The organism is Vitiosangium sp. GDMCC 1.1324 (assembly GCF_003044305.1).
Classification (GTDB): domain Bacteria; phylum Myxococcota; class Myxococcia; order Myxococcales; family Myxococcaceae; genus Archangium.
This window is the reverse complement of record NZ_PZOX01000021.1, coordinates 211746-235830: the sequence shown is the minus strand read 5'-3', so window position 1 is coordinate 235830 and position 24085 is coordinate 211746. Positions and strand designations below refer to the sequence as shown.

Below are 24085 nucleotides of genomic sequence, written 5' to 3'. Positions count from 1 at the left end.
AGGCCTCCACCAGCCGGGGCATGTCCACGCGCTCCTGCAGGGCGAGGACTTCCCCAGGAGAGGTGCACGAGAGGAAGGGGGCGAGCAGTGCCTCCTTGTCACTGGAGGAGAAGTCGGGCCAGCCCGGGGGCACGGCCTGGCCTCCGCAGGAGGGCGGCTCCTGGTGGGCAGGCCTGGCGCTGGCCACCTCGTACGCGGGCACCTCGCCCGTGCGCACCAGGGCGGCATCCGGGCCCAGTCCGCGGGCGCTGCGGCGGCGGTGTAGCCGCTCCTGCTCGCCCGGCTCGGCGGAGAGGGCGTGTTCGCCCACCTCCGTGGAAGCAAGAGGGGAGGGCGCCTCGAGCGGGGGCGCAGTCGCCGCCGTGTCTCGCAACGTGGAGAGGGTGTGGGAGCCTTCGGCGGGGCTGCCACCCTGTCGCGGCGCCAGCGTGACGCAGCCGGTGGAGAGCAGCACGGCTCCCAGCAGCAGCGCCGCCCACCTGAGTGCCAGGGCCTCAGCGCGCATTGTCCACCCCCAGGCCCAGCGAGGCGTAGGTACCCGGGCGCAATGTCCCGTCCGACTCCGGGTGCAGCAGGGTTCCATCCTCGGCCAAGCGCATTGCACCGCCCAGCGCCGGACAGAGGCACGGCAGCAGCACGGCCCACGGGGAAGTCCTCATCGTGCGCGCCCTCCGGAAGCACCCCCAAGCGGCGGCGCCCAATCAATCCCCGCTCACTCCAACAGGGCGACTATCACACACGGCAATGACCCGCCTTAAGAAGACGTGCGGGCCTCCGTACTCCGGAGGTAGAGTCCACCCATGCTACTTTCGCCGTACAGACTGCCGGTGCCCGGAGACTGCGTGGGCGCCTACCGGATCCTGGAGCAGGTGGGCAGGGGCGGCCAGGGCCATGTCTTCAAGGCCGAATGCGCCGGCCGTTTCTTCGGCCTCAAGTTCTTCCTGGCTCGCCCGGTCGCTCCCTGGGGCGAGCGGGAGATCGACATCCTCCGCTGGCTGGAGCACCCCAACGTGGTGCGCGTGCTGGGCTACGGCCGATGGCCGGACCCGGAGCACGGGCTGCTCTACCTCGTCATGGAGTGGGTGGAGGGCCTGCCGCTGGAGGATCACGCCCGGACACATGGACTGTCGGCGCGCGAGGTGGCCACGCTCGTGTCGAAGGTGGCGCGTGCACTCGCTCAGGTGCACCGCCAGGGCGCGCTGCACCGGGACATCAAGCCGGACAACATCCTGGTGAGGCGGACGGACGGTGCGCCGGTGCTGGTGGACTTCGGCGTGAGCCACCTGGAGGGACTGTCCTCAGTGGAGGGGCGGGGCCAGCTGGTGGGGACGCCGGAGTTCTACAGCCCGGAGGCCTACCAGTTCCTGTGGGACCACTACGGCGATGGGACGTACTACCCGGGGGCCGTCTCCGACGAGGTGTGGGCGGTGGGCGTCACGCTGTACTGGCTGCTGACGCGCACGCTGCCCTTCGGCTCACGCGCCACCAACCTGGACATGGTGAAGCACATCCGCACCCGGACGCCCCAGGTGCCGTGGGAGTGCAACCCGCGCGTGCCCGTGGCGCTGGGCCAGATGTGCATGCGCCTGCTGGAGAAGGAGCCCGCGGCGCGCTACGAGGACATGGAGGACGTGTGGGCGGCGCTGGAGGGGGGGCTGGCCGGGGCGGAAGGGGATGAGGGCTGGGACGTGCCGCTGGCGGAGCCGGAGACTCCACCGGAGGTGGAGGCCGAGGCGGCGCGCGTGGAGGAGTCCCCGCCCGTGCGTGAGCCTGTCCCCGCGCCGGTGGAGGCCGCCGTCCTGCCTCCGGTGCGTCAATCCCTCCATGTGCCGCCAGTGGCCGCCGAGCCCGGACACGTGGAGGGCGCTCCTCTGCTTCCTCCCGCCAGGGAGCGGAACGTGTGGCGACGCATGCTGTCGCACGTGGTTCCCTCCTGGGTGGGGGTGCTGCCGTTGCGCGCCATGGCCCGGAGCGCCCTGGGGCGAGCGGCGCTCGTGCTGTTGCCCGTGCTGGTGATGGCCGCTGTGGGAGTGGGGCTTTTCGCCTCGCGCACGCGCTCCCCCGTGTCCGCGGGGGAGGAGGTGGAAGCGATTGCGCCTCCACCCGCTGGGTTGGTCGGGCAATGCCCCACTTCTAATGCCAGTCTTTTCCACGAAGTGGCGACGGCGGAGAAGCCCATCGAATCTGGGGTGGGCGCGGTGCCGTACTTTCCCTCTCTCCCCGCGTCCGAATTCGCCACTGCCATGCTTCGCAAGGAAGACTCCCGTTCGAAGTCCGAAGAGAAGCCCGCGCCCGGCCCACAGCGAAAGGTGTCGCGCCGGTGTGTCCCCACCCTCGAGCAGGTCTGCACGGCGGGTGCCTGTACATTCCTCCTCACCGGTTGCACGGGGACAACCCAGGTGGTGAACCCTTCCCCATCCAGGGTTGCGTACCGCCTGCCCAAGCCCGAGGCCTGCCCTCCCGGAGCGCTGGAGACCATGGACAAATTGGGCATCAGAACGGGTCTATGGATCAATGCCTCCTTGATCCCCTTCGAGGCCACGAAGATTCTCACGGTGCGGGAGTCCTCCACGTTCACGACAATGGAGTTCTTTGGGGAACTGCCTCAAGCCGAGCTCTCCGGGAAGCTCTTCTTCAGTGAAGACCGCGTCTATGGCCGCTTCACCCAGGCCCGGGTGCGTGGGGGAAAGACGTATAACATTTGCATGGCGCTTGTGACCCGATCCGGCCGTGAGCTCGGTGTGGACAGGAAGGACATCGGCGGGCCGGCCGACTCAGCCATGGTCTTTTCCGAGCAAGCCGTCAAGGCGGTGAAGCATTTCGAGTAGGGCCGCGTATGGGTGGCCCACCCGCTCCTCCCTCCGCAGTCCCTGGAGTTGATTTCCGTGCCTCTTTCGTCCCCCTCCATCGCGCTCGTGATGGCCTTGCTCACCTCTCCGCCCAAGGTTTCGGAGGCTCCCCCCATTGATGAGTGTGACGTGGCGAGCCCCCGCATCGAACTGGTCGCCACTCCTGGCGCGATACCTCCCGTGGTGTGTGTCAGCCCACGTTTGTCCATCACGTTCAATTTCGACTCGCCGCTTCTTCCGGAGTCCGTGAGGATTCAGGATCGTGAGTTCTTCAAGGACGTTGCCCTTGGGCAGAGGACACTCACGCTGGTTCCTCCGGACGACCTGGTGCCCGGCAGGCGTTTCGAGGTGGAAGTGTGTTTCGCGGATGGTGCCGCCCCGGCCTGTGCCACGTTCCTGATCCTAGGGCATCCCGCCCTCGGAATGCAGCAGGTGGACGTGTTTCGCCATAGGCGTCCGGTGGAGTACTTCCAGGCGGTGGCGGAGACGGCCGAGGCAGAGGTCCGGCAATGCAGGGCGGACGTGCATCAACTGCGAGCCGAGCGAGATGTACCGGAGGGGTTCAGGGGCGCTCTTGCTGCTGATTGGATGAGAGGGGGAATTGCATTCAAGGACCTGACAGAGGCCATACACGAGCAGAAAGGAGGATCTCTTTCGAAAAAGAGCGTCTACAGCTATCGCAGCAGCAACCGTGTCGCGGTGGATGTGTGGCTTACGAACTCGGGCACGAGGTCTTGGAGTGCGGCGGGCGTGGCGCTACGTGGCCCCAAGGGCGAGGTATTGAAGTCACTCCCGTTTTGGTCGTCGGGCCCCATTCTCCCGGATGATGAGATACCCGATAAGTCTCTGCGGAACGGCCACGTAGTCGTGGAGGTACTGGCCACGGAGTCAGAGGCCCTGGGCACCTACACGCTCACCCTTTGGGACGCGGACAAGAAGCGGATCGTCACGCTTGGAAACGTGACGTTCCCATAGGGGTGCACAACGAAGCTCGCTCCTCAGGAGAAGCCGCCCTCCTGCGTTCGTCATCCCGATCCCGACCCGACACCTTGACGGCCTTGGCAGTATCTCCCTGTAATCCCGAGCCTTGAGCTTCCGTGTCTCACGGGTTGCAGAGGAGGTGCGGTGTGTCCACCCAGCAAGTTGGTTCGTGCCCGGCGGGCGCAAGGCGGCCTTCGTCGTTGGGGGCGCTGGCGCTCATCGTGCTCGTCTTGCAGACCGCGTGTGCCGGCGTACCTCGGAGCAGTGTGGGGGGGACGCACGACTACCAGCCGCTGGCGCCTCGGTCCAGCGACGGCGCCACGTCACCAACGGCTGGAGCGGATGCGGAGGAGGCGGACGACGACGAGGATGAGCCGGGCCGTGTCCGTCTGCCCACCGATTTCGGCGCAGTACGGGTGAGCGAAGCCGAGTTCCGGGAGGCCATGGCGGGCCTGCTGTTGGAAGTACCCATGAGGGTGGCAGCTTCTGCCTTCCCCTCGCCGCTGTACGCCAGCCGCGGGAGGATGCTGGCCTCCGCGCAGCCAGTGGGCGAGGAATGGCAGTCGGAGCTGGCGAAGTCCTACGGGCGCTACTGTGAGCGGTGCGGAACTCCGGGAGACTGCCTCGAGTTGTTCAAGGACGGCTCGCGCTTCGACGCCGAGGACAAGGCCAGATTGGCGCTGGCACTCGCCGTGGGTCCGGCACTGGAGGCAAGAGACGCGGAACTGCGCAACATGTTCTCCACGGCGCAGTTGTGGACGACGGTGAGCATCACCCTCGGTGTGTACCTTGCGCTGTTGGCGTCACCTGAGCCCGTTTCCAAGGGCGTTGCGGTTGCGTTTACGGCGCTGATGTGGGGTTACCTGGGCTGGGAGCTGTTCGACCTGATGCGTGGCTACGTGCAACTCCAGGAGGATGCGGCACGGGCCACCACGTTCGCGGAACTGCGAGAGGTGGGGGAGCGCTTCGGCAAGGTGATAGGGCCCAACAGCGTGCGGATTCTCGTCATGTTGGGCACCGCCGCGGTAGGGAGCACGGCACAACTGATGTCCAGGGCGCCGAAGCTGCCGGGTTTTGCGCGGGCCGCGCGCTCGGCAGGGTCACGGGGTGTACGCCTGCTGACTGCGGCGGAGGAAGCAGACAGGGTGAAGGTCGCCGTGGCCGACGGCACCATCCACATCGTCCTGCCCGCCAACGCCTTCAGCATGGCCGCCCGAGGCACTCTCGCCGATGCGGTCCAGCGGAAGAACAAGCCGGAGTTGCACCACATCGCGACCGTCGAGAACAACAAGTCCACCTTGCGTGGCGGGCCCTGGACGCCACGGCTCAAGAAGATCTTCGACAAGGCCGGCATGTCGATGGATGACCCGGCCAACAAGATTCAAATCAAGGGCCACAAGGGGCCTCATCCAGAGAAGTACCACCAGAGAGTGTACGATCGACTCTTCAGGGCGACGGCAAAATGCCGGAGCACCCTGCAATGTCGCGATGCGCTGATCGAAGAGCTTCGAAGGCTGGCGCAAGAACTCTCCGATGAGAACTCCGAAATCTACAAGCTCCTCGTCGAGGGCGCTCCGCATTGAGACCGTGCCATGTCGAACCGGTATTTCGAGCTGACTGATGATGTCTACATCCGCGGACGCTGGGACCTGGGTACGCCTACCAACCCTCAGGGGCAGGAGGTAGATGATTGGCGATTCACAGAAGGGACACCGCTCCTCATCGAGGAGCAGCTCAAGGTGCCCATCCGGGCGGGCGATGGTAGGTCGCTGGATTTCACTGAGGCAGGCCTCAAGGTTCCCGTTGTCAGCGACAGGGTTGCGTCCATTCTCGCCGAGTTGGCATCCAAGGATGTGCAACTCATCCCAGTGGAGGTCGAAGCCCATCCCGAGCGGTTCTACATCCTCGTCTGTACTCGCGTGATGAAGTGCATCGACGATGAGAAGTCCGGCGAGGTGCAGTATTGGAAGTCGGAAGACGGACGCCCGGAGATGACTGGGACCTACCGGGCCGTTTACGACATGCGCATCGAGCCCACGAGGGTGGGCGATGCCAAGGTGTTCCGCACATGGGGCTGGGAGGGGACACTCGTTGTCTCCGAAGACATCAAGCGGGCCCTGGAGCGCATTGGCGCAACGGGCGCGAAGTTCATAGAGGTTACCGGCCCGGCAGCAAGTACGCCCGAGGAGCGTGAGAAGAGGCGCAGGTCGTATGCGCGGCGGGAGCAGACAGACGCCGCCCGCGAAGCTTTCTGGCGCACCCTGGGGACGCTGGATGCGTCGGCCATCATCCCCATGGTCGTCGGCGGCCCCTGGCCAGGAAACAGGGAGCGTTGGTGTGTCATCCGCCGCCCCGAAGGCCGCACCCTCCTGGTGACGGATGGCCTGTCGGACTACTTCGCCAAACGCGAAGAGCCGTCCGTGGGGTTCGGCCTGGAGCTCGCTCTAGAGACAGACACGGTCATGAAGGAAGTCTATAAGGCATGGCCCTGTCTCCTCCTCCAGCGCGTGGGAGATGAAGTGGCCGAGCACGAGCACGTGCGAGAGAAGGTGACGGAGGGCCTGTTCTCCATGGAGGTGTCGGGAAAGAAGATGCCCAAGGCGCTCGTGACTGGAGAAGGCCGGGTGGGGGTGTTGCTGGGTATGGAGTCGCGCACGCTGCCGCGGCACTTCGCCATGCCGGCCGGTGAGGTGAAGCTCATCACCGTGAAGGCGTTGTTGCCCAAGGAACTGGAGTACCTCCTGGAGCACGGCCCGGAAGGGCAGGCCGAACTGGCCCGGCGATTCGCCGCGAGCGGCGAGGAGCATCTGTCCCTCGCCCGGCGCAAGCCCGTGGTGTGAGGGCGCTCCTCGGACTCGAGGGAGGGGCAGGCGTGTTCCCCTCCGGTGCGCAGGTCTCCCGATGCCTATTGTCCAGGAGTGAAATGCCCCTGGGGGCACGAGGAGAACGACATGACCTTCCGATTGCGTCTGGCCGGCGCCTTGCTGGTGCTCGGGCTCGCTTCCTGTTCGACTCTCAAGACGAGCACGAACTACGACCCCAATGCGGTGCAGGAGATCTCCAGCTACCACACCTACTCCTGGCTGCCCGTCAAGGAAGGCGCGGACCCCAACGTCTACAACCCCATCATCCAGGCGCGCGTCGAGGGGGCGGTGGACCATGATCTCCAGTCTCGCGGTTACAAGAAGGTGGACCCGAGCGAGCAGTCGGACTTCAAGATTGGCTGGCACGGCGCCATCAACCACAAGGTGGATGTGGATTACGTCAACTCCTATTACGGCTATGGCTGGGATCCCTGGTACGATCCCTTCTACGGTCCGGTCGCCTACGGCGGCACAGGGGTGACGACGCCCGTCGTCCGCGAGTACCGCCAGGGGACGCTCATCCTCGACATCGTGGACACCGCCTCGAACAAGCTCGTCTGGCGTGGCACTGCTCAGGCCGAGCTGTCCGAGAAGACGGACGCCAACAAGAGCCAGAAACTCATCAACCAGGCAGTCAACGAGATGCTGGGGAAGTTCCCTCCCGAGCCCAAGAAGCAGTAGCGGGTGGAGGGCCGGCATGTCCGGCACATGACGCGGTCTCGTCCCGCGGGGCCGCTCGGCGGGGCAGACATGGGTGTGCATGCTGGGGAGCCGGTCTTCCCCATGCACACCCTTCCTCGGTACTCGCGTCTCCTGTTCCCGCTGCTGCTCGTGGTGCTGACGGGGGCCTGTGCCACCTTGAAGCCTCGCTCAGCGCTGCTCGAGCGCGTGGGGAAGTCGAACATGTCCGTGGGCGAGCTGCGCATCCGCGTGCGGGACATGGCGCGGCGCTTTCCTGCCGTCCTCGAGGCCACCGCCGACGACGCCGCCGCGCGCTCCGACTCGCCTGAGCTGCGCGCGTCGCTGCTCCGGTTCAAGAGCAACGCGGTGCCCGTCATGCAGTCTGCGTTGCTCCAGCCGGATCCCGTGGCGGCGCTGATCGACGGCTGGGCCCTGCTGGCGCAGCTCGAGCAGGCGCTCCCGAAGGCTGCTCCGCCGGAGCTGGTGACGCCCTTCCAGCGCTCGCTCGGGGAGCTGGAGTCGGAGGTGGAGGTGCTCTGGCGGGAGCTGTCGGGACGCGAGGACGTGGCCAATCTGAGGGAGGTCGTCCACACGTGGGCCGGCAAGCATCCGTTGACTGGACCTCTCATCACGCGCGAATCCACCGTGCCCCTGCTGGCGTCCTTCACGGATCGCTCAGGGGTGGGTCTGCTGGGGGCGACGGCCGCCGCCCTCCAGGACACGCAGGATCTGATTCAACGCACGGACCTGTACGCCGTCAGCCTGCCCCGGCAGGCCCGCTGGCAGGCGGAGATCGCCACCCAGGAGATTCTGGGGGGGACACCGGCCCTGGGACCGGTGGTGGACGAGATGGGGCGGGCGGTGGACGTGCTGGTACGCGTGGGCGCGCTGGCCGGCAACACCCCCGCGCTGGTGTCCCGAGAGCGCGAGGCGCTGCAGGACTTCCTTTCCTCCGAGCGGCGGGCGGTGCTGGAGGGCGTGCAGGGCGAGCGCGTGGCGGTGCTGGATGCGTTCCACTCCGAGCGGGTGCAGACACTGGCGCAGACGGACACCATGGGCCGGGGCTGGGTGGACCATGCCTTCGACCGGGCCGAGGACCTGGTGGACCACATCTTCCTGTGGCTGCTGGGGCTGATGGTGTTGATGCTGGTAGGGCTGGTCGGGGTCGCGATGCTGATGTCCCGGGCCCTGCGCCGCGGAGAGGTGGTGCCCTGGGGCCGCTCGAGAGGGGGCGGAGGGCCCCCGAGGGACAGGGGGCCTCCGGAGGCGCACCCGGACGAGGCGCGGGGGCCTGGTCCGGGCGAGGAGCGCGGCGAGCCCGGAGAGCATCCGGGCGAACCGCACCACTGAGGGGGGACGCCGCTTACTCGCCGAGGTAGCCCTTCAGCGTCTCCACCCGCTGCTGTTGGCTGTTGATGACGGGTGCGGTCCGGCTGAGCAGCAGGGCCAGGGACGTGTCGTTACGGTATTCCTTCAGGCCCTCGTTGACGAGCTTCTCGCCGCGCTTCTGGTCCTTCTTCACCTGCTCCACGAAGGCCTTGTCGAACGCGTGGCCGCTCAGGCCCTCCAGCTTGTTGCGCCTCTCGATGTACTCGTTGACCTGCTTGTCGTATTTCTTGTCGTACTTCTCGTTGCCCTTCTCCATGCCCTTGACGGCGCCCTCGGCGCCCGCACCACCGATGCCCTGGCCCTCCGTGCTCAGGTCCACCTCGGCCAGCGTGAAGGCCTTGGATGCCGCCAGGTTCTGCAGGTCGTCCTCGCTCTTCTTGTGATTCTGGATGAGCTCGTTCGCGAAGGCCCGCACCTCGGGATCCCTGGACTTCTGGAGCGCGAGTTTGCCCAGGGCGATCTGCTCCTGGTTCAGCAGGGAGAGTTGGTCCGCGAAGCGGACCTTCTCCGCGAAGGCCTTGCCCACATTCTCTCCATGGGCGCGCGCCTGCTGCTCCTCATTATGGGCACAGCCCGCGCCCAGGCTCATGGCCGCCAGCAACCCCGCGCTCCACAGCCATCGTCGCATCCTCATGTCTCCAACCTCCTTGGCCCAACCGACGCCGCAAAGCTGGGGCTCGGTGGAGGGGCTTACAAGCGCCGGGGGCAGGCGGGGTGGCGGGCGTCTGGTGAGGGTGTCCAGGGAATCGGCGCACGAGAGGGGCGTGCCGCGGGGGTTCCGGAAGGCCACCGCGGGCGTTTGCTGGAGGGTTGCCCGGAGGCATCCGGCCCCGTTTCCCTCCCGGCGCGGGTGACGATGGTGTAGACACGCCCCATGCTCGAGCAGCTCGGCGACAAGGTGAAGCAGGAGCTCCGGGGGTGGACGGAGCGCATGATGGGGCCGGAGCGCAAGGAGCGCCTGCAGGCGCTCGCCCGTTCCGGCAACGAGTACGGGGTGGATCCGTTCGGCTTCAACCTCGACTACAGCCTGTCGGCGCTCGCCCCCTTGGTCTGGCTCTACAAGCACTACCACCGGGTGGAGACCTACGGCATCGAGAAGGTGCCCAAGGGGCGTGTCCTCCTCATCTCCAACCACTCCGGCCAGCTCCCCATGGACGGGGCGATGATCGGCGTGTCCCTGCTGCTGGAGGCCGAGCCGCCGCGCGCCATCCGCAGCATGGTGGAGAAGTGGGTGCCCTCGCTGCCCTATGTCTCCACCTTCATGGCCCGGGTGGGGCAGATCGTCGGCACCCCGGAGAACTGCCGGCGCCTGCTGGAGGCGGACGAGGCCATCCTCGTCTTCCCCGAGGGCGTGCGCGGCCTGGGCAAGCTGTGGCCCCAGCGCTACCAGCTCCAGGAGTTCGGTCTGGGCTTCATGCGCCTGGCCCTGGAGACGGACACGCCCATCGTCCCCGTCGCCGTGGTGGGCGCCGAGGAGCAGGCCCCCGCGCTCATGGATGTGAAGCCCGTGGCGAAGTTGCTCGGCTTCCCCACCTTCCCCGTCACCGTCACCGGGCTGCCCCTGCCGCTGCCCACCAAGTACCGCATCTACTTCGGAGACCCGCTGCGCTTCACCGGCCGCCCGGACGACGAGGACTCCGAGCTGGACAAGAAGGTCCGCACGGTGAAGACCGCCATCCAGACCATGCTCAACCAGGGCCTCAAGGATCGCCAGGGCGTCTTCTGGTGACGGGCCCGGCACGCGCGCCATGAATCAGGATCCTTCCAAGAGACCGGCCGTCGTCGTCACCGGCATCAGCGGCAACCTGGGCCGGGCCCTCGCCAAGCTGCTGCACAAGCACGAGCGCATCATCGGCATCGACCGGCGCCCCTTCGTGGGCCGGCCCAAGGACGTCGAGATGCACCAGATGGACCTGCGCAAGAAGAAGGCGGAGGACGTCTTCCGCAAGAACGACATCCGCGCGGTCATCCACATGGGCATCATGCACGACCCGCGCATGAGCGAGGAGGAGCACCACTCCTTCAACGTGGTGGGCACCACGCGCCTGCTCGAGTACTGCGCCAAGTACGGCGTGCCCAAGGTGGTCGTCCTCTCCTCGGCCAACGTCTACGGCCCCAGCCCGGACAACTCCAACTTCCTCACCGAGGACGCGCCGCTCATGGCGGCCAGCCGCTTCTCGGGAGTGCGCGACCTCATCGAAGTGGACATGCTCGCGCACAGCTTCTTCTGGAAGCACCCCCACATCCAGACGGTCATCCTCCGGCCCGTCCACATCGTGGGTCCCACCATCAAGAACGCTCCCAGCAACTACCTGCGGCTGCACCGCCCGTGGATGCTGGCGGGGTTCGATCCCATGGTGCAGCTCATCCACGTGGAGGACGTGGCGCGCGCCATGGTGGAGGCCGCCCTGCGTCCCGAGCCCAAGGGCGTCTACAACGTGGTGGGTCCCGGCGAGGTGCCCCTGTCCGCCATCCACCGCGAGCTGGGCCACAGCCCCATCCCCGTGCCCCACCCGGTGGCCCGGCCGCTCCTCAACGTCCTCTTCAAGTACCGGCTGGCCAACTTCCCCCCGCCCGAGCTGGATCACATCCAGTTCCTCTGCAACGTGGATGGCTCGCGCTGGCAGAAGGACGTGGACTGGAAGCCACGCCACTCCATGCGGGAGACGATCCGCTCCGTCGTGGGCGAGTAGGGGGCGCGCGTGAGGGGTTCTACTGACAGCCATGTCAGGGCCCCGAGCCACCTGCCTCCGTGGCGAACCTGACACACCTGTCAGGCTCCATGGTTTTTCCGACACACCTCTCGACCGGGGGTGGTCGTGCAACCTCTTGATTTCAGGAGGGAGTCAGGCGGCCAGGGGATTGGCACCCGCATTGCTCTAAGGCCATGCATGGTTAGGGGGTTCCATGGGGGAGCCTCCGACGCCCACCGTCTCGGCCGGCCCCGAGGCGGTGGGCGGTTTTTTTTTCGGCACCCCTCAGGGCAGCACGCCGTCGAACGGCCCGCCCTGCTGCCGCTCGAGCAGCCACTTCCCCTCCCGGTAGACGAACTCGGAAGTGACGGTCTCCTTCTTCACCGTGAGCGAGGGCAGGCGCGTCCAGCGGAACGTGCTGGTGATGATGGCCCGCGAGCCCTCATCCCTCAGCTCCACGTCATCGATGTCGTAGTCGGTGATGTCCAGGTCCCGCTCGTCGTTGTTCTCCCGGACGGCCCTCTCGAAATCCTGACGGCGCTCGGGGACGACGAAGCGGGCGGCGAAGCGGTAGTCCTTCCAGCGCACACGCTGATGGAAGGATTCCACTGTCGGGCGAAGAGTCTCCAGGTCACCCTTCTTCGTGTGGGCGCACGCCCCACCGAGGACGAGGACGGACAGCATAGCAAGCAGGCGAATCACGCGGAGAAGGCTAGCACCCATTCCAGAGGGGGCGAAACGCGAGGTGTCCCGGTGCTATGGTCCCGGGCCGCATGGCCAAATCGTTGGTGGAGCGCTATGAGCAGCTCCTCGCCCAGGATCCTGCATCGTCGGTATTTGTCGAACTGGCCAAGGCGCTGATCGCCAAGGGCGAGCATGCCCGCGCCATCGCTGTGTGCGAACAGGGCATCTCCCACCACCCCAACTCGGTCACGGGACGGGTGCTGTGGGGCAAGGCCCTCATCCACATGGGGCGCCCCGCCGAGGCGATGGCCCAGTTCGATCAGGCCGTATCAATCGACAAGGAAAACCCCCACGCCTACAACCTCATCTCCGAGGTGCTGCTGCAGAAGGGCCTCTATCGCTCGGCGCTGCCCATCCTGCGCAAGGCGCTGGCTCTGCAGCCGAACGATGGGCGCGTACGCGCCTGGATGGAGCAGGCGCAGGCGGCGCTCGCGGGTGGTCCCGCCCCGGCCTTTGGTGACCTGAACGCCCTCGAGCCCCAGGCCCCGGAGGAGTCCGCTCCCTCGCCGGAGGCTTCTCCCGATGCGCCCGCGGCCGCCGGGGCGGTGGTGGCGGAGGGGCAGGACGAGGCTCCCGTGTTGGCGCTGGAGGCCTCGGAGATCGATGGGGGCACGTCCGCGGAGGCCGCTCCGGTCTCTCCGGCCGAGGCTCCTCTGATCGAGGCCTCTCCCGCCGAGGATGCTCCCGTCGAAGACGCTCCGGTCGAGGGTGCTCCGGTCGAGGGCGCTCCGGTCGAGTCCTCCGGGGAGGAACCGCCCGTCGACGACGCGCCGCTGCTCCTGTCAGCGGAGGTTCCCATCACGACGGACGTGGAGGTGGCCGTCGCGGCGGAGGCCGCCCCTTCGGGCGATGGAGGCTTGCTCTCGGACCTGCCTCCCCTGGAGGAGCCCACGCTCCCTCCGCCCGCCGCCGAGGAGCCGCCCGCCGCGCAGGCGGGTGCGACGGGCTCCCGGCGCGGGTTGCTCGAGGGTCTGCCCGAGGCCACCGCGGAAGTCTCGGTGGTGCCCCCCGCGGCCGCCGCTCAGGTCACCCGGCTTCCCGTCCAGGACGTGGCCGCCCTCACCGCGGCCTATGAGCGCGAGCTTCGCGACAAGCTCCTTCCCAAGGACTCGGGTGCCATCCTCTCCGGCCGCGCGCTGAAGGTGCTCGCCGCGGTGGGTCTCGTGGTGGTGCTGTTCGGCGCGTTCCTCGTCGTGCGGGCGAAGCAGGGAGGCCAGGCGCTCGCCGCGGCGCTGGATCGCGTCTCCCGGCTCCTCGAGCAGGACACGGAGGCCTCGCGGCAGGAATCGCTCGCGCTGCTCTCCCACGTGCTGGATCTGGAGGACGACAACACCCGGGCCTGGGCCCTGTCGGCCTACGCCCATGCCCTGCGGTACGCGGAGGGTGCTTCCGCCGACGAGCGCGCTCAGGCGCTCGCCGCGCTGGGCCACCCGGGCGTGCGCGCGGAGCACCCGGTGAGCTCCCTGCTCGTGGACGTGCTGGTGGCCGACGCGCAGGGCCGCGACGCCGCCCGCAAGGCGCTCCTGGGCGCGAAGGTGGAGTCCCCGGAGGCGCAGGCGCTGGCGGGCTCCGTCCTGCTCGAGCAGGGCAAGACGAAGGAGGCCGTGGAGCGCCTCGAGCGCGCCCTGAAGGCGTCACCGCGCAACGTGCGCGCCCTGTTGTCGCTGGGCACGTACTACCGGGACGCGGGCGATCCGGTGAATGCCCTGAAGATGTACACGGCCGCCGCGAAGCTGGCTCCCGAGCACCCCGTGGCGCGCTTCGGCATCGCGGAGAGCCGGTTGGAGCTCGGCCAGGAGCTGGAGCAGGCCCTCTCGGACGTGCTGGGGCTGGACTCGGCACTGCCGGCCTCGCTGCGCGATCGCCAGCGGCTGGTGAAGGGCCGGTTGATGACGGCGCTCGGCAAGGCCCGCGACGCGCGGACGCTGCTCACCGAGGGGATGAAGGGCCCGCTGGCCTACGAGACCTTCCTCGCGCTCGGCGAGGCGAACCGCGTGGCCGGAGACATGGCCGCCGCCCAGCGCGCCTACGAGGAGGCCCTCAAGCTCAAGCCCGACAGCGATGATGCGAAGGCGGGCCTGGGCCGGGCGCTGCTGGACCGCGACCGCGAGCGCGAGGTGCTCTCCCGGGTGGAGGGTGAGGGCCGCCAGGTGGCGCTGGTGCGTGGCGCGGCGTACACGAAGCTGGGCGACTGGAAGCGCGCCCGGGTGGAGCTGGCCCGCACGCGCGTGGAGGACCGCTACCCCGCCGAGGCCATCATCTACCTGGCCCAGGCGGACGTCGCCGAGGGCGAGCGCGAGCGGGCGGTGGCCGCGCTGGAGAAGACGCTCGCGGCGGCGAAGACGGCCAAGGCCGAGGTGCGCACGGCGCTGGGGTTGCTGCAGTGGCAGGACAAGGTCCTGGACAAGGCGAGCTCCCTGCTGGAGGCGGCCGTGGCGGAGGACACGCGGGGCTATGAGGCTCCTTGTGCACTGGGCCGGTTGCTCATCGCCCGGGGCCTGCCGGACCTAGCGATGAAGCCGCTGACTCAGGCGGTGGAGCGCAACAGCTCGCACGGGGAGGCGCGCGAGGCGCTCGGCCGCGCGCTGCTGGCGCTGGGCCGCAACAAGGAGGCCCTCAAGCAGTTCGAGGAGTGGCAGCTCGACAACCCGGGTGCGGCGGGGGCCCACAAGGGCTTCGCACTGGCGCTGTACCACGAGGGGCGGATGAAGGAGGCGGAGGCCGCCTCGGCGCGCGCGGTGAAGCTCGTCACCAACGACCCCGAGTCGTACCGCGTGCGCTCGGACATCCTCTTCGCCCTGGGAGACACCAAGGGCGGCTTCGCGGCCCTGGAGAGCGCCAACAAGCTGGACAGCAAGTCGCCGGAGACCTTCTGCGGTATCGCCTTCGCCTTCCTGCGGCAGGGCCTGGTGAGCAACGCGGAGTCGGCCTTCGCGGCGGCGCGGCGCGAGGGGCCGGACGCCACGTGTGGCCTGGCGGGTGAACACTGGGTGGAGGACTCGGGCGGGCGGGCCGCGGCCAAGGTGCTGCAGGGCATCGCGGAGAAGGCGTCCACCAACTGGGACAAGGCGTTCGCCCAGGCGGCCATGGCCCGGGTGCTGCTCGCCGCCGGGGCGGCGAAGGATGCGCGCACGGCCGCGGATGAGGCGGTGAAGCTGGAGCCCTTCTCCGGGCGCGCGCACCTGGTGCTGGGGCAGGTGGCGCTCAAGCAGCGCGACGAGGCCACGGCGATGAAGTCGCTCTCCCGCGCGGTGGAGCTGGAGCCCGTGGACGGACTGGCCTGGCTGGCCCTGGCGGACGCGCTCGTGCGCAACCCCGCCGAGACGGAGCGGGCGGTGACGTCGTACCAGACCTTCCTGAAGCTGGCCGCGGCCTCTCCCGAGGCGGGCCGGGTGAAGAAGGCCCTGCCGGTCCTGCTGCGCAAGGTGGGAGGCAAGTAAGCGTGCAACCCCAGACCCCGCCGCCCCTGCCGCTGATGCGCATCATGGGTGGCAATGCCTTCCTGCTGTCGGTGCTCTACCTGGTGGTGGGCATCGGGGTGGAGGGCGCGCGCCGCGTGTGGCCCTCGATCCTGTTGCAGCGGCTCTCCCTCTCCCTCGACTCGCTGCCGGCCCGGGCGCTGGAGCTGGTGGGGCTGATGCAGCCGCTGCGCGATGCCTACTTCGCCGGCCGTCTCTCCGAGTCCGTGCTGCGCCTCGTCTTCGGCGTCACCACCATCGCCATCATCTTCCTGCTCGCGGTGGTGGTGGGGGTGCTCATGGGCTCGCTGCGCAGCTTCGTGTTGCGCAGGGCCTCGCGGCGGTAGTCTCGCACCCGCCTTGTTTCTGGCGGTTGGATCCATGCCAGGACGATGGCGAATGGCTCGGGCGAGGCCACCGTCGCAATGTGGGGCGCACCCGAGTTTAGCCGCCCCCACTTCCCCGCACGCTGAAGAGGCCCCTCGGAGCGCTCTTCGAGCCAGCGGCGGTTCAGGCGTAGGGGGTGCCTTTCGCGCCCGCGAACACCATGGCGAATCCGCGCTCGAGCTGGGTGACGAATGCGGAGCGGGCCGCCGCGGGCGCTTCTCCTGCTTCCAGACGGCGCAGTCCTTCGCGGTAGGCGATGCTCCAGGCCGCGACCACCATCGTCGCGACCAGCTTCGCCGTGGAGTCCTCCCGCGAGGCGCCGGCCGACTCCGCGAGCATCGCCGCCAGGTCCTCCTCGAGTTGCTCGCGCAACTCGCGGGCGCGTGCTCGGAGCGCGGCGCTCTCCTGCACCGTCCGCCAGAACAAGGCGACGCCCTCGTCTATCTTCGCGAAGGGATGCTGTCGCTCGACGAGCCCTTGCGCGAGCGCCCGCAGCGCGGCGAGCGGTGATTGACCCCGGCGGCGGCTCTGGAGCGCTTCCCGCAGAAGCTCGAGCCCTTCGTCCTGCCGATCGAAGAAGAGGTCTTCCTTCCTCGGGAAGTAGTTGAACACCGTCATCTTGGAGACGTTCGCCGCCTCCGCCACGTCGGCGACGGTCACCTGGTCGAAGCCCCGCTCCGTGAAGAGGCGCGTCGCCACGTTTGAAATCGTCTGCCGCGTCTCGCGCTTCTTCCTCTCCCGCAGGCCTTCTTCTTCGGACATCCAACAAGGATATACCCGGAACAAACTTGTACTCGGTACAAAAATAACCTAGGGTTGCCGCCCATGAACAGCGAGAGCTTCGATGTCGTGGTCGTTGGCGCGGGACCCACGGGACTTCTGCTCGCGAGCGAGCTGGTGCTCGGCGGCGCCTCGGTCGTGGTGCTCGAGCGCCTGACCGCGATGGACGAGACCATCAAGGCGGGAGGCATTGGCGCGCTGGCGGGAGAGGCGCTCGAGCGCCGCGGCCTCGGTCCCGCGCTCGACGCGGAGGAGCAGGCGATGGTCGAGGCCATGGCGGCCATGGTGAAGGTCTCCGGCTCCCAGGTGAACCCGCTCGCCAATGGCTGGCGCAAGATGGGTGGGCACTTCGCGGGACTGTTCCTCATCGACCAGACGCGGCAGCGAGAGCCGGAGCGCCGCCTCCGCGGCGTGCGGCAACAGGGGCTCGAGCGCATTCTCGGGGAGTTCGCGCGCTCGCTCGGCGTCGAGATGCGGCGCGGGCATGAGTTCGTCGGATTCAAGGACGACGGTGAGGGCGTCAGCGTCGAGGCCCGTTCCTCGGAGGGAACGCGCACCCTGCGCTGCGCGTATCTCGTCGGGTGTGATGGGGGACGCAGCCTGGTGCGCAAGCAGGCCGGCTTCGATTTTCCGGGCACCGAGCCGACGCTCACCGGGCATCAGGCCATCGTCGAGCTGGATCACCCGGAACGGCTGCTGCCTCTCGGGTGGCGGAGAACGGCGGCCGGCATGTTCGCGTATGGGCCCACGCCCGGCCGCATCTTCGTCGCTGAGTTCGACGGCCCTCCCTCGGATCGGAGCGCTCCCATCACCGTCGACGAAGTCGAGCGCAGTCTGCGGCGCGTGAGCGGGGCGGACGTGAGAATCACGGGCATGAAGACCGCCACGCGGTTCACCGACAACGCGCGGCAGGCGACGAGCTACCGGCGCGGGCGCGTGCTGCTTGTCGGCGACGCGGCCCATGTGCACTCGCCGTTCGGCGGACAAGGGCTGAATCTGGGCCTGCTCGACGCGATGAATCTGGGATGGAAGCTCGCCGCCACGGTGCGCCGTTGGGCGCCCGAGGGACTCCTCGATACGTACACCTCCGAGCGTCACCCCGTCGCGGCGCGGGTGCTCGAGATCACACGTGCCCAGGTCGCGCTCATGCGGCCGGATGCGCAGACGACGGCGCTTCGAGAGATCGTGGCCAGGCTCATGGACCTCGACGAGGGCAATCGCTTCTTCGGGGAGATGATGAGCGGCATCACGACGCGCTACGAGCTCGGGGATACCCATCCGCTCGTGGGCCGCCTGTGCGCGGACCGCGCCGTCGTCCTGGAGGATGGAGAGACTCGCCTCTATTCACTGATGCACCGTGGTGCCGGCGTGCTGCTCGACGCGGGTGGAGGAGCCGCGGTGAGCGTCGCGAAGGCATGGGAACCGCGCATTCGCGCCCTGCGTGTCCGCGGTGAGACCTCGATGTTGCTTCGCCCCGATGGGTGCATCGCGTGGGCGACCGACGCGGGCGACACGGCGGGCCTCGAGCCCGCGCTTCATCGCTGGTTCGGATCGCCCACTGTGTAGACGTGCCCCGCCTGCTCAGTGGCGGGCGCTTCGGGACTTGCGCACCTTGGGCGGGACCGGGGCCACCGGAATGGGCTCGTGGCCGGCGGCGCGAGCCATCAGGCAGATCTCCACCACCTTGGGCCCGAAGCGCTCCCAGCGGCTCTCTCCCGTGCCCTTCACCAAGAGGAATCCCTCCCGGTCGATGGGAAGGGCCGCGGCGAGCCCGCGCAGCGTCTCGTCGTTGAAGATGATGAAGGGAGGCACCGCGAGCTCCCTCGCGAGCTCCTTGCGCCAGCGGCGCAGCTCGGTGGCGGCCAGCTCGCTGTAGCCGTCCGGCCTCCCCGGGGCGAGCGTCGGCGTGGCTCGGGGGGCGGTGGCCGGACGGGAGAGTCCCTCCAGGCGCCGCAACCGGCTCCCCGCGCACGTGTCGCAGTTGCCGCACGTCTCTTCCACGTCCTGCTGGCCGAAGTACTTGAGGATGAAGGCCCGCCGGCAGTGCTTCGTATAGGCGTAGTCCGTCATCCGCTTGAGCTGCAGCAGGGAGCGCCGCTCCTGCTCGCGTATCTTGCTCAGGTCCACGCCCAGCTCGCGGAAGGGCAGCTGCGACAGCGCGCGGATGGCTCGCCCGGAGAAGGGCCGGCGCACCTGCACCGCTCCGGCCCGCTCCAGCAGCTTCAGCGCGTGCTGGATGTCCTCCCCGGACAGCCCGGTGCGCCGCGCGAGGATGGGCAGCTCGGTGGTGGCCGAGCGTCCCACGGGGAACGTCTCCAGCAGCGAGGCCAGCAGCCGCCGGGCATCCGGGGCGTGGGGCTGCGTCGCGGAGGCCTTGTCCGTCAGGGTGATGCCGTACTCGCCCTCGCCACGGCCTCCGCGTTCAATCTTGCCCTCGCGCTCCAGGATGCGCAGTGCGGAGGAGATCTCGAACTCGCTCGCACCTGCCTGGGCGGCCAGCACGTGCAGGCCCTTGTCGTACTCGGGCACCGAGCGCAGCACGTTCCACATGTCCGAGAGCACGGCCTCCGACGGGTGGTTGCTCTCGATGAGCCGCTCCTGCGTGTAGACGTCCGCGTGGTTGAAGAGGAGCGCGGCGAAGGCCGGCCCCCTGTCGCGGCCCGCGCGGCCGATCTCCTGGTAGTACGCCTCCACCGCCTTGGGGATGTTGGCGTGGGCGACGAAGCGGATGTCCGGCTTGTCGATGCCCATGCCGAAGGCGTTGGTGGCCACCGCCACCGCCTCCTTGGCGGACATGAACTCGTCCTGGGCCCGGCGCCGCGCGTCGTCGTCCATGCCCGCGTGGTAGAGGATGGCGTTCACCCCCCGCTCGCACAGCGCCGAGTGCGTGTTCTCCGCCGACTTCCGGGTGGAGCAGTAGATGATGCCGCTGCCGCCCCCCAGCGATGAGAGCCCCGCGCAGGCCCGACGCTTGTCCTCGTCCCCTCCGACGTCGAACACCTCCAGGAAGAGGTTGGGCCGATCGAAGCCCTCGGTGAACACCTGCGGATCCTTCATCAGCAGGGAGCGGACGATGTCGTCGCGCACCTCGGGAGTGGCGGTGGCGGTGAGGGCCACGGTGCGCGGTGGGCGCAGGCGCTTGCGCACCTGGCCCAGCTGCGCGTAGTCCGGCCGGAAGTCGTGGCCCCACTGCGAAATACAGTGGGCCTCGTCCACGGCGAGCAGATCCACCCCCACCTGTGTCAGCGCGTCCAGGAAGCTCGGGCTGCGGAAGCGCTCGGGCGCCACGTAGACGAGCTTGAACTCGCCCGCGCGCATGCGGCGGATGCGATCCGCCCGCTCCAGGTCCGACAGGGACGAGTTGATGAACGTGACGGGGATGCCTCGCCCGGCGAGCTGCTCCACCTGGTCCTTCATCAACGCGATGAGCGGGGAGATGACGAGCGTCACCCCGGGCAGCAGCAGGGCGGGGAGCTGGTAGCACAGGCTCTTCCCCGCGCCCGTGGGCATCACCACCACGGTGTTGCGCCCGCTCAGCACGGAGCTGATGACCTGGGCCTGCCCCGGCCTGAACTCGGTCAGGCCGAAATGGCGGACCAAGCCCTCCTGGGCTTGCTCGAAGTAGGGCAGGGCCACCGGCATCCGCCGCATATTCACTGTTCCTTCTTGGTCGTCAACGACCCAGAGGCTCCTGAGTCCAGGTCCAGCCCGTCAGGTACGGAAACGGCCAGGCGTGCCCGCCATTCGGCCACCTCCCGGGCCAGCCGGGCCCCCAGCTCTGTATCCAGGCGGCCCTCCCGCACCACGTCCCCCTCCCGGGCCCCCGGGGGCAGGGTGGCCCGCGGCACCGTGTAGGCCTTGCCTCCTCCCACGGGCACCACCTGCGCCACCTCGTCCTCCAGTACCTCCACCTGGACGGCCCCGCTCGCCCCGCCGCATGCCACCACTCCCAGTGCTCCCACCATCATCCACGCTCTCCCGCCATGCTCCATGACCCTCGGTTCTCCCCGCCCAGCAGCGGCAATTCGCCCCGCTCCACCAGCGAGGTGTACGTCCCATCTCCCACCACCACGTGGTCCAGCACCTTGATGCCCAGCACCCGGCCCGCCTCGATGAGCTGGGCGGTGAGGCCCAGGTCCTGCCCCGACGGCTCCGGGTCTCCCGAGGGGTGGTTGTGGGCCAGCACGATGGCCGTGGCGCGCGAGGTGATGGCCGCGGCGAACACCTCGCGCGGGTCCACCATGCACGCGTTGATGGTGCCCTCGGCCACCCGGGCGTCGTGCAGCAGCACGTTGCGCGCGTTGAAGCACAGCACGTGGAAGACCTCGCGCCGCAGCGCGCTCAGGTTGGGGGCGAGGTACGTGTAGATTTCCCTCGGGGTGCGCAGGCGCGGGCGCCGCTCGGTGACGCGCTGGGCCCGGCGTCCCAGCTCCAGCGCCGCCATCACCTGCGCCGTCCGCACCGCTCCCATTCCGGGGCGCACGCACAGCTCGCGAGGGTCCTGCTGCACCAGTTGCTTGAGTCCACCCTTCGTGGCGAGCAGTGCTTCCGCCAGGGCCCGCGAGCGCGAGCTCGAGCCCAGCAGCACGGAGAGCAGCTCCGGGTCGGTGAGGGCCGCCGCCCCCAACCGGAAGAGGCGCTCCCGGGGGCTCTCCGCCTCCGGTGGTTTCTCCCTCACCGACCCATCGCCCGCGGACTCCGCCCACCGCACCGTCGCCAACGCCGCCGTCCGTTCCATCCCACCCTCCATCCGCGCCGCGTGGCATGAGCAATGCGCGTGCCGGACGTGCCTCCCTCGGCCGTGCCTCGCTTCACCCGTCCCGTGGTGCGTGGGGCGGCTCGTGGCTGGGACGGGCACGTAGGGCGGGATCGTCGCATTGTGTGCGGATCCCCCCACGACCGGGAGGCAGGTGACTGGCGGAATTCGGAGGCCGGTGACACGTCAGAGGAGTGCCGGGTTTTCACGTCTGTCAGGCGCTCGCGCCGCGTCCGCGGCCGAGTGCAGGGAACCCGTGTGTCGAGAGGAGGTACCGATGGTCACCGATTCCGAGCAGGTGAGGGAACGTGAGTGGGGGCTCTACCCCTGGCACGGGCAATCCGAGGCCGAGCGCCGTCTCGTCCACCCCGAGGACCTCGAGCGTCTGAAGTTCCTGTGGCCGTACTGCAAGGTGCTCGAACGGCTCGGGTATGCCGAGGAGCCGGGCTTCATCGTGCTGCGCTACGGCGAGAGCACCTTCCGCGTCCGGCCGGACCTCTTCCAGCCGGTTTCCCCGCCCGCGTTCGACTTCGGCGAGGAGGTGCGTCTGCGCAAGGACCCCGAGCGGCTGGGGGTGATCGTCGCCATCCACTGGCACTATGAGCAGGGCCGGCCCTACTTCCTCATCCGCTGCGACCGGCGGCGGACCTCCAAGCGCTACCAGGCGGAGGAGCTCCTGCCTCGCTCGCACATCCCCTCGGAGCTCCTGTCCTCGCACTGACACCCGGGTGCGGCGTGCACCCCGGCTCAGCTCTCGATGTGGTTGCCCCCGCGGGCCTTGGCCCGGTACATCCGCTCGTCCGCCACGCGCAGCAGGGCGTCCACGTCGGTGCCGTCCCGGGGCGCCACCGCGAGCCCCGCGCTGAAGGTGACCTGGAAGCGCTCGCCTTTTTCTCCCTCGAACTCGAGCCGCGCCATCTCCGCCGCCGTGCGCGCCAGGATGTCTCGCGCGCCCTCCACGCTCTCCCCCAACAGCGCCACCACGAACTCCTCGCCGCCCCACCGGCACCGCAGGTCCTCCTTGCGGAAGTGCGAGGCCAGCAGCCTCCCCATCCGCATCAGGACACCGTCTCCCGCCATGTGCCCGTACGTGTCGTTCACCTTCTTGAAGCGGTCCACGTCCAGCAGTGCCAGCGCCAGGGGTTTGCCCGAGCGCTGGGCCTCGGCCAGCCTCGCGCGTGCGGCCTCCAGGAAGGGCCGGCGCAGCAGCAGCCCCGTGAGCGTGTCCCGCTCGGCCCGCTCGCGAGCCAGCCGCGCCCGCTCCAGTCGTGACTGCACGCGCGCCCGGAGCTCCTCGCCCAGCACCGGTTTGGCGAGGTAGTCGTCCGCGCCCGCCTGGAAGGCCGCCACCCGGAACTCCACCCCCGTGTGCGCGGTGAGGAAGAGGATGGGCAACCCCTGCCATTCGGGCATGGAGCGCACGATGCGGCACATGGCGAACCCGCTCGGCCCTGGCATCTCCACGTCCAGCAGCAGCAGGTCCGGCCGGTGCTCGGCCAGCGCGTCCACCAGGCAATAGGGATCTCCCAATCCCACCACCTCCACGTTCTGGCTGCTCAGGGCATGGCCGAGGGCGCGCACCGCTTCCGGATCATCGTCCAGTACCAGCACCTTCGCGTGTTCCGGGTGCCGGATGGCCGACATCCGCTCCACCGCCTCCGTCAGCTCCTGCGCGGAGAAGGGCCGTGGCAGGTAGAGCGAGGCGCCGGCGAGGATCGCCGCCAGGCGCGAGGTGACATCCCCCCCGGTGCCGAAGAAGGCCAGCGGGAGCGTCCGCAGCGCCTCCTGGGCACGCAGCCGCTCCGCCACGGCGAAGCCCCCGTCCTTGCCTCCCAGGTCCACATTCAGCAGCGCTCCATCCAGCCACTGCTTGCGCGCCGCCGTCACCGCTTCGTTGACGCCACGGGCCGTTATCACCCGGACGCACCGTTCCTTCCCCATCCGCTCCACTTCGGCCAGCCACGTCGCGTCCTCGTCCACCACCAGCACCGTGCCGCGAGGCTCCACCTCGGCGGAGGTGGCCTTCTGTTTCGTGGCGCTCGGGTCCTGGGTGGGCGGAGGCCTGGGCGCGGTGCTCCGGGCCACCCGGGCCAGCTCGTCGCGCGCCGTGTCCAGGGCCTTCCAGTCCGTGGCGCCCTGTCCGCTCCGGGCCGGCTTCAGCAGCGTCTCCAGGTGCCGCGCCGCCACGCTCACCTCGCGGAAGCCGTAGGAGCCCGCCGTTCCGTGCAGCTTGTGGGCGAGCTGGTAGGCCGCCTCCAGCCCCTCCGCACTCCCGGCCCGAGCCTGCTCCAGTGCGGCCGTCAGCTCCCGCAGCTTCTCCCCCAGGCGCGTGCCGTACTCGGCGCGCAGGGCCTGGAAGGCGGCGTCCAGATCCTCTCCGGCGCTCGTGGCCTCCTTGCGTGCCTCGGGCGGGGCCGGTGGTGGCTGGAACGCCAGCACCTGCTCCACGCAGACGCAGAGCTCCTGGGGCGTATAGGGCTTGTGCAGCACGCGCGACACCTTG

At 68.9% G+C, this 24085-nt stretch carries 20 protein-coding genes and 1 pseudogene; 12 read left to right on the top strand and 9 right to left on the bottom strand.

Features of this window, described 5'->3' with window-relative positions:
• Nucleotides 1-505 (bottom strand): annotated as a pseudogene (locus tag DAT35_RS43875) (hypothetical protein); the annotation flags it as partial.
• Nucleotides 495-659 (bottom strand): hypothetical protein, encoded by a 165-nt coding sequence (locus DAT35_RS59485; RefSeq protein WP_158502133.1) that lies wholly within the window; start codon nucleotides 657-659, stop codon nucleotides 495-497. The gene DAT35_RS59485 and the pseudogene DAT35_RS43875, both read right to left, overlap by 11 nt.
• A 183-nt stretch (nucleotides 660-842) precedes the next feature.
• On the opposite strand from DAT35_RS59485, the gene DAT35_RS43870 reads away from it, so the two are divergent.
• The 6 genes from DAT35_RS43870 (at nucleotide 843) to DAT35_RS43845 (ending at nucleotide 8725) form a co-directional block, all read left to right on the top strand.
• Nucleotides 843-2828, top strand: a complete 1986-nt coding sequence (locus DAT35_RS43870; RefSeq protein WP_158502132.1) for a serine/threonine protein kinase — start codon at nucleotides 843-845, stop codon at nucleotides 2826-2828.
• Nucleotides 2829-2885: 57 nt separating this feature from the next.
• Nucleotides 2886-3824 (top strand): DUF2381 family protein, encoded by a 939-nt coding sequence (locus tag DAT35_RS43865; RefSeq protein ID WP_146210126.1) that lies wholly within the window; start codon nucleotides 2886-2888, stop codon nucleotides 3822-3824.
• 152 nt (nucleotides 3825-3976) lie between these two features.
• Complete coding sequence (locus DAT35_RS43860) at nucleotides 3977-5413, top strand: AHH domain-containing protein (RefSeq protein WP_108075282.1); 1437 nt, start codon at nucleotides 3977-3979, stop codon at nucleotides 5411-5413.
• Nucleotides 5414-5422: 9 nt separating this feature from the next.
• On the top strand, nucleotides 5423-6670 hold the full coding sequence (locus DAT35_RS43855) for an imm11 family protein (RefSeq protein WP_108075281.1): 1248 nt from the start codon (nucleotides 5423-5425) through the stop codon (nucleotides 6668-6670).
• Nucleotides 6671-6781: 111 nt separating this feature from the next.
• Nucleotides 6782-7375, top strand: a complete 594-nt coding sequence (locus tag DAT35_RS43850; protein ID WP_108075280.1) for a DUF4136 domain-containing protein — start codon at nucleotides 6782-6784, stop codon at nucleotides 7373-7375.
• Nucleotides 7376-7477: 102 nt separating this feature from the next.
• Nucleotides 7478-8725: a chemotaxis protein gene (locus DAT35_RS43845; RefSeq protein ID WP_233262059.1), complete on the top strand. Its 1248-nt coding sequence runs from the start codon at nucleotides 7478-7480 to the stop codon at nucleotides 8723-8725.
• A gap of 13 nt (nucleotides 8726-8738) precedes the next feature.
• On the opposite strand, the gene DAT35_RS43840 is transcribed toward DAT35_RS43845, so the two are convergent.
• Complete coding sequence (locus tag DAT35_RS43840; RefSeq protein WP_108075279.1) at nucleotides 8739-9398, bottom strand: DUF4142 domain-containing protein; 660 nt, start codon at nucleotides 9396-9398, stop codon at nucleotides 8739-8741.
• A 240-nt stretch (nucleotides 9399-9638) separates the two neighbouring features.
• Here DAT35_RS43840 and DAT35_RS43835 point away from each other — a divergent pair, with 240 nt between their 5' ends.
• Both DAT35_RS43835 and DAT35_RS43830 read left to right on the top strand, forming a co-directional pair.
• A complete protein-coding gene (locus DAT35_RS43835) occupies nucleotides 9639-10493 on the top strand; it encodes a lysophospholipid acyltransferase family protein (RefSeq protein WP_108075278.1) in 855 nt (284 codons plus the stop codon).
• A gap of 19 nt (nucleotides 10494-10512) precedes the next feature.
• Entirely contained in the window at nucleotides 10513-11457 is a 945-nt protein-coding gene (locus tag DAT35_RS43830; RefSeq protein ID WP_108075277.1) for an SDR family oxidoreductase, read from the top strand.
• 285 nt (nucleotides 11458-11742) lie between these two features.
• Here DAT35_RS43830 and DAT35_RS60200 read toward each other — a convergent pair whose 3' ends face one another.
• Nucleotides 11743-12066, bottom strand: coding sequence for a hypothetical protein (locus DAT35_RS60200; protein ID WP_233262058.1), 324 nt, complete (start codon nucleotides 12064-12066; stop codon nucleotides 11743-11745).
• 164 nt (nucleotides 12067-12230) lie between these two features.
• Here DAT35_RS60200 and DAT35_RS43825 point away from each other — a divergent pair, with 164 nt between their 5' ends.
• Complete coding sequence (locus DAT35_RS43825) at nucleotides 12231-15641, top strand: tetratricopeptide repeat protein (RefSeq protein ID WP_199243173.1); 3411 nt, start codon at nucleotides 12231-12233, stop codon at nucleotides 15639-15641.
• Between the two features lie 44 nt (nucleotides 15642-15685).
• Nucleotides 15686-16006 (top strand): hypothetical protein, encoded by a 321-nt coding sequence (locus DAT35_RS43820; protein ID WP_108075300.1) that lies wholly within the window; start codon nucleotides 15686-15688, stop codon nucleotides 16004-16006.
• Between the two features lie 163 nt (nucleotides 16007-16169).
• Here DAT35_RS43820 and DAT35_RS43815 read toward each other — a convergent pair whose 3' ends face one another.
• Nucleotides 16170-16808: a TetR/AcrR family transcriptional regulator gene (locus DAT35_RS43815; protein ID WP_108075276.1), complete on the bottom strand. Its 639-nt coding sequence runs from the start codon at nucleotides 16806-16808 to the stop codon at nucleotides 16170-16172.
• A 63-nt stretch (nucleotides 16809-16871) separates the two neighbouring features.
• On the opposite strand from DAT35_RS43815, the gene DAT35_RS43810 reads away from it, so the two are divergent.
• Complete coding sequence (locus DAT35_RS43810; protein WP_108075299.1) at nucleotides 16872-18392, top strand: FAD-dependent monooxygenase; 1521 nt, start codon at nucleotides 16872-16874, stop codon at nucleotides 18390-18392.
• A 15-nt stretch (nucleotides 18393-18407) separates the two neighbouring features.
• Here the strand turns inward: DAT35_RS43810 and DAT35_RS43805 are convergent, their stop codons facing one another.
• The 3 genes from DAT35_RS43805 to radC are packed head-to-tail and all read right to left on the bottom strand — an operon-like array spanning nucleotide 18408 to nucleotide 21564.
• Nucleotides 18408-20477: an ATP-dependent DNA helicase RecQ gene (locus DAT35_RS43805; RefSeq protein WP_108075275.1), complete on the bottom strand. Its 2070-nt coding sequence runs from the start codon at nucleotides 20475-20477 to the stop codon at nucleotides 18408-18410.
• Nucleotides 20478-20479: 2 nt separating this feature from the next.
• On the bottom strand, nucleotides 20480-20794 hold the full coding sequence (locus DAT35_RS43800; protein WP_108075274.1) for a DUF3006 domain-containing protein: 315 nt from the start codon (nucleotides 20792-20794) through the stop codon (nucleotides 20480-20482).
• A complete protein-coding gene (gene radC, locus DAT35_RS43795; RefSeq protein WP_108075273.1) occupies nucleotides 20791-21564 on the bottom strand; it encodes a DNA repair protein RadC in 774 nt (257 codons plus the stop codon). The genes DAT35_RS43800 and radC overlap by 4 nt, the downstream gene beginning before the upstream one ends.
• A 295-nt stretch (nucleotides 21565-21859) precedes the next feature.
• Here radC and DAT35_RS43790 point away from each other — a divergent pair, with 295 nt between their 5' ends.
• Complete coding sequence (locus DAT35_RS43790) at nucleotides 21860-22303, top strand: hypothetical protein (RefSeq protein ID WP_108075272.1); 444 nt, start codon at nucleotides 21860-21862, stop codon at nucleotides 22301-22303.
• Between the two features lie 26 nt (nucleotides 22304-22329).
• Here DAT35_RS43790 and DAT35_RS62220 read toward each other — a convergent pair whose 3' ends face one another.
• Nucleotides 22330-24072, bottom strand: a complete 1743-nt coding sequence (locus DAT35_RS62220; RefSeq protein WP_304466084.1) for a diguanylate cyclase — start codon at nucleotides 24070-24072, stop codon at nucleotides 22330-22332.
• Between the last annotated feature and the right edge of the window lie 13 nt (nucleotides 24073-24085).

Coding starts and splice junctions, on each gene's coding strand:
- DAT35_RS59485 (WP_158502133.1), bottom strand. CDS start 659: ATGAGGACTTCCCCGTGGGCCGTGCTGCTGCCGTGCCTCTGTCCGGCG.
- DAT35_RS43855 (WP_108075281.1), top strand. CDS start 5,423: ATGTCGAACCGGTATTTCGAGCTGACTGATGATGTCTACATCCGCGGA.
- DAT35_RS43850 (WP_108075280.1), top strand. CDS start 6,782: ATGACCTTCCGATTGCGTCTGGCCGGCGCCTTGCTGGTGCTCGGGCTC.
- DAT35_RS43845 (WP_233262059.1), top strand. CDS start 7,478: ATGCACACCCTTCCTCGGTACTCGCGTCTCCTGTTCCCGCTGCTGCTC.
- DAT35_RS43840 (WP_108075279.1), bottom strand. CDS start 9,398: ATGAGGATGCGACGATGGCTGTGGAGCGCGGGGTTGCTGGCGGCCATG.
- DAT35_RS43835 (WP_108075278.1), top strand. CDS start 9,639: ATGCTCGAGCAGCTCGGCGACAAGGTGAAGCAGGAGCTCCGGGGGTGG.
- DAT35_RS43830 (WP_108075277.1), top strand. CDS start 10,513: ATGAATCAGGATCCTTCCAAGAGACCGGCCGTCGTCGTCACCGGCATC.
- DAT35_RS43825 (WP_199243173.1), top strand. CDS start 12,231: ATGGCCAAATCGTTGGTGGAGCGCTATGAGCAGCTCCTCGCCCAGGAT.
- DAT35_RS43820 (WP_108075300.1), top strand. CDS start 15,686: ATGGGTGGCAATGCCTTCCTGCTGTCGGTGCTCTACCTGGTGGTGGGC.
- DAT35_RS43815 (WP_108075276.1), bottom strand. CDS start 16,808: ATGTCCGAAGAAGAAGGCCTGCGGGAGAGGAAGAAGCGCGAGACGCGG.
- DAT35_RS43810 (WP_108075299.1), top strand. CDS start 16,872: ATGAACAGCGAGAGCTTCGATGTCGTGGTCGTTGGCGCGGGACCCACG.
- DAT35_RS43805 (WP_108075275.1), bottom strand. CDS start 20,477: ATGCGGCGGATGCCGGTGGCCCTGCCCTACTTCGAGCAAGCCCAGGAG.
- DAT35_RS43800 (WP_108075274.1), bottom strand. CDS start 20,794: ATGATGGTGGGAGCACTGGGAGTGGTGGCATGCGGCGGGGCGAGCGGG.
- radC (WP_108075273.1), bottom strand. CDS start 21,564: ATGGAACGGACGGCGGCGTTGGCGACGGTGCGGTGGGCGGAGTCCGCG.
- DAT35_RS43790 (WP_108075272.1), top strand. CDS start 21,860: ATGGTCACCGATTCCGAGCAGGTGAGGGAACGTGAGTGGGGGCTCTAC.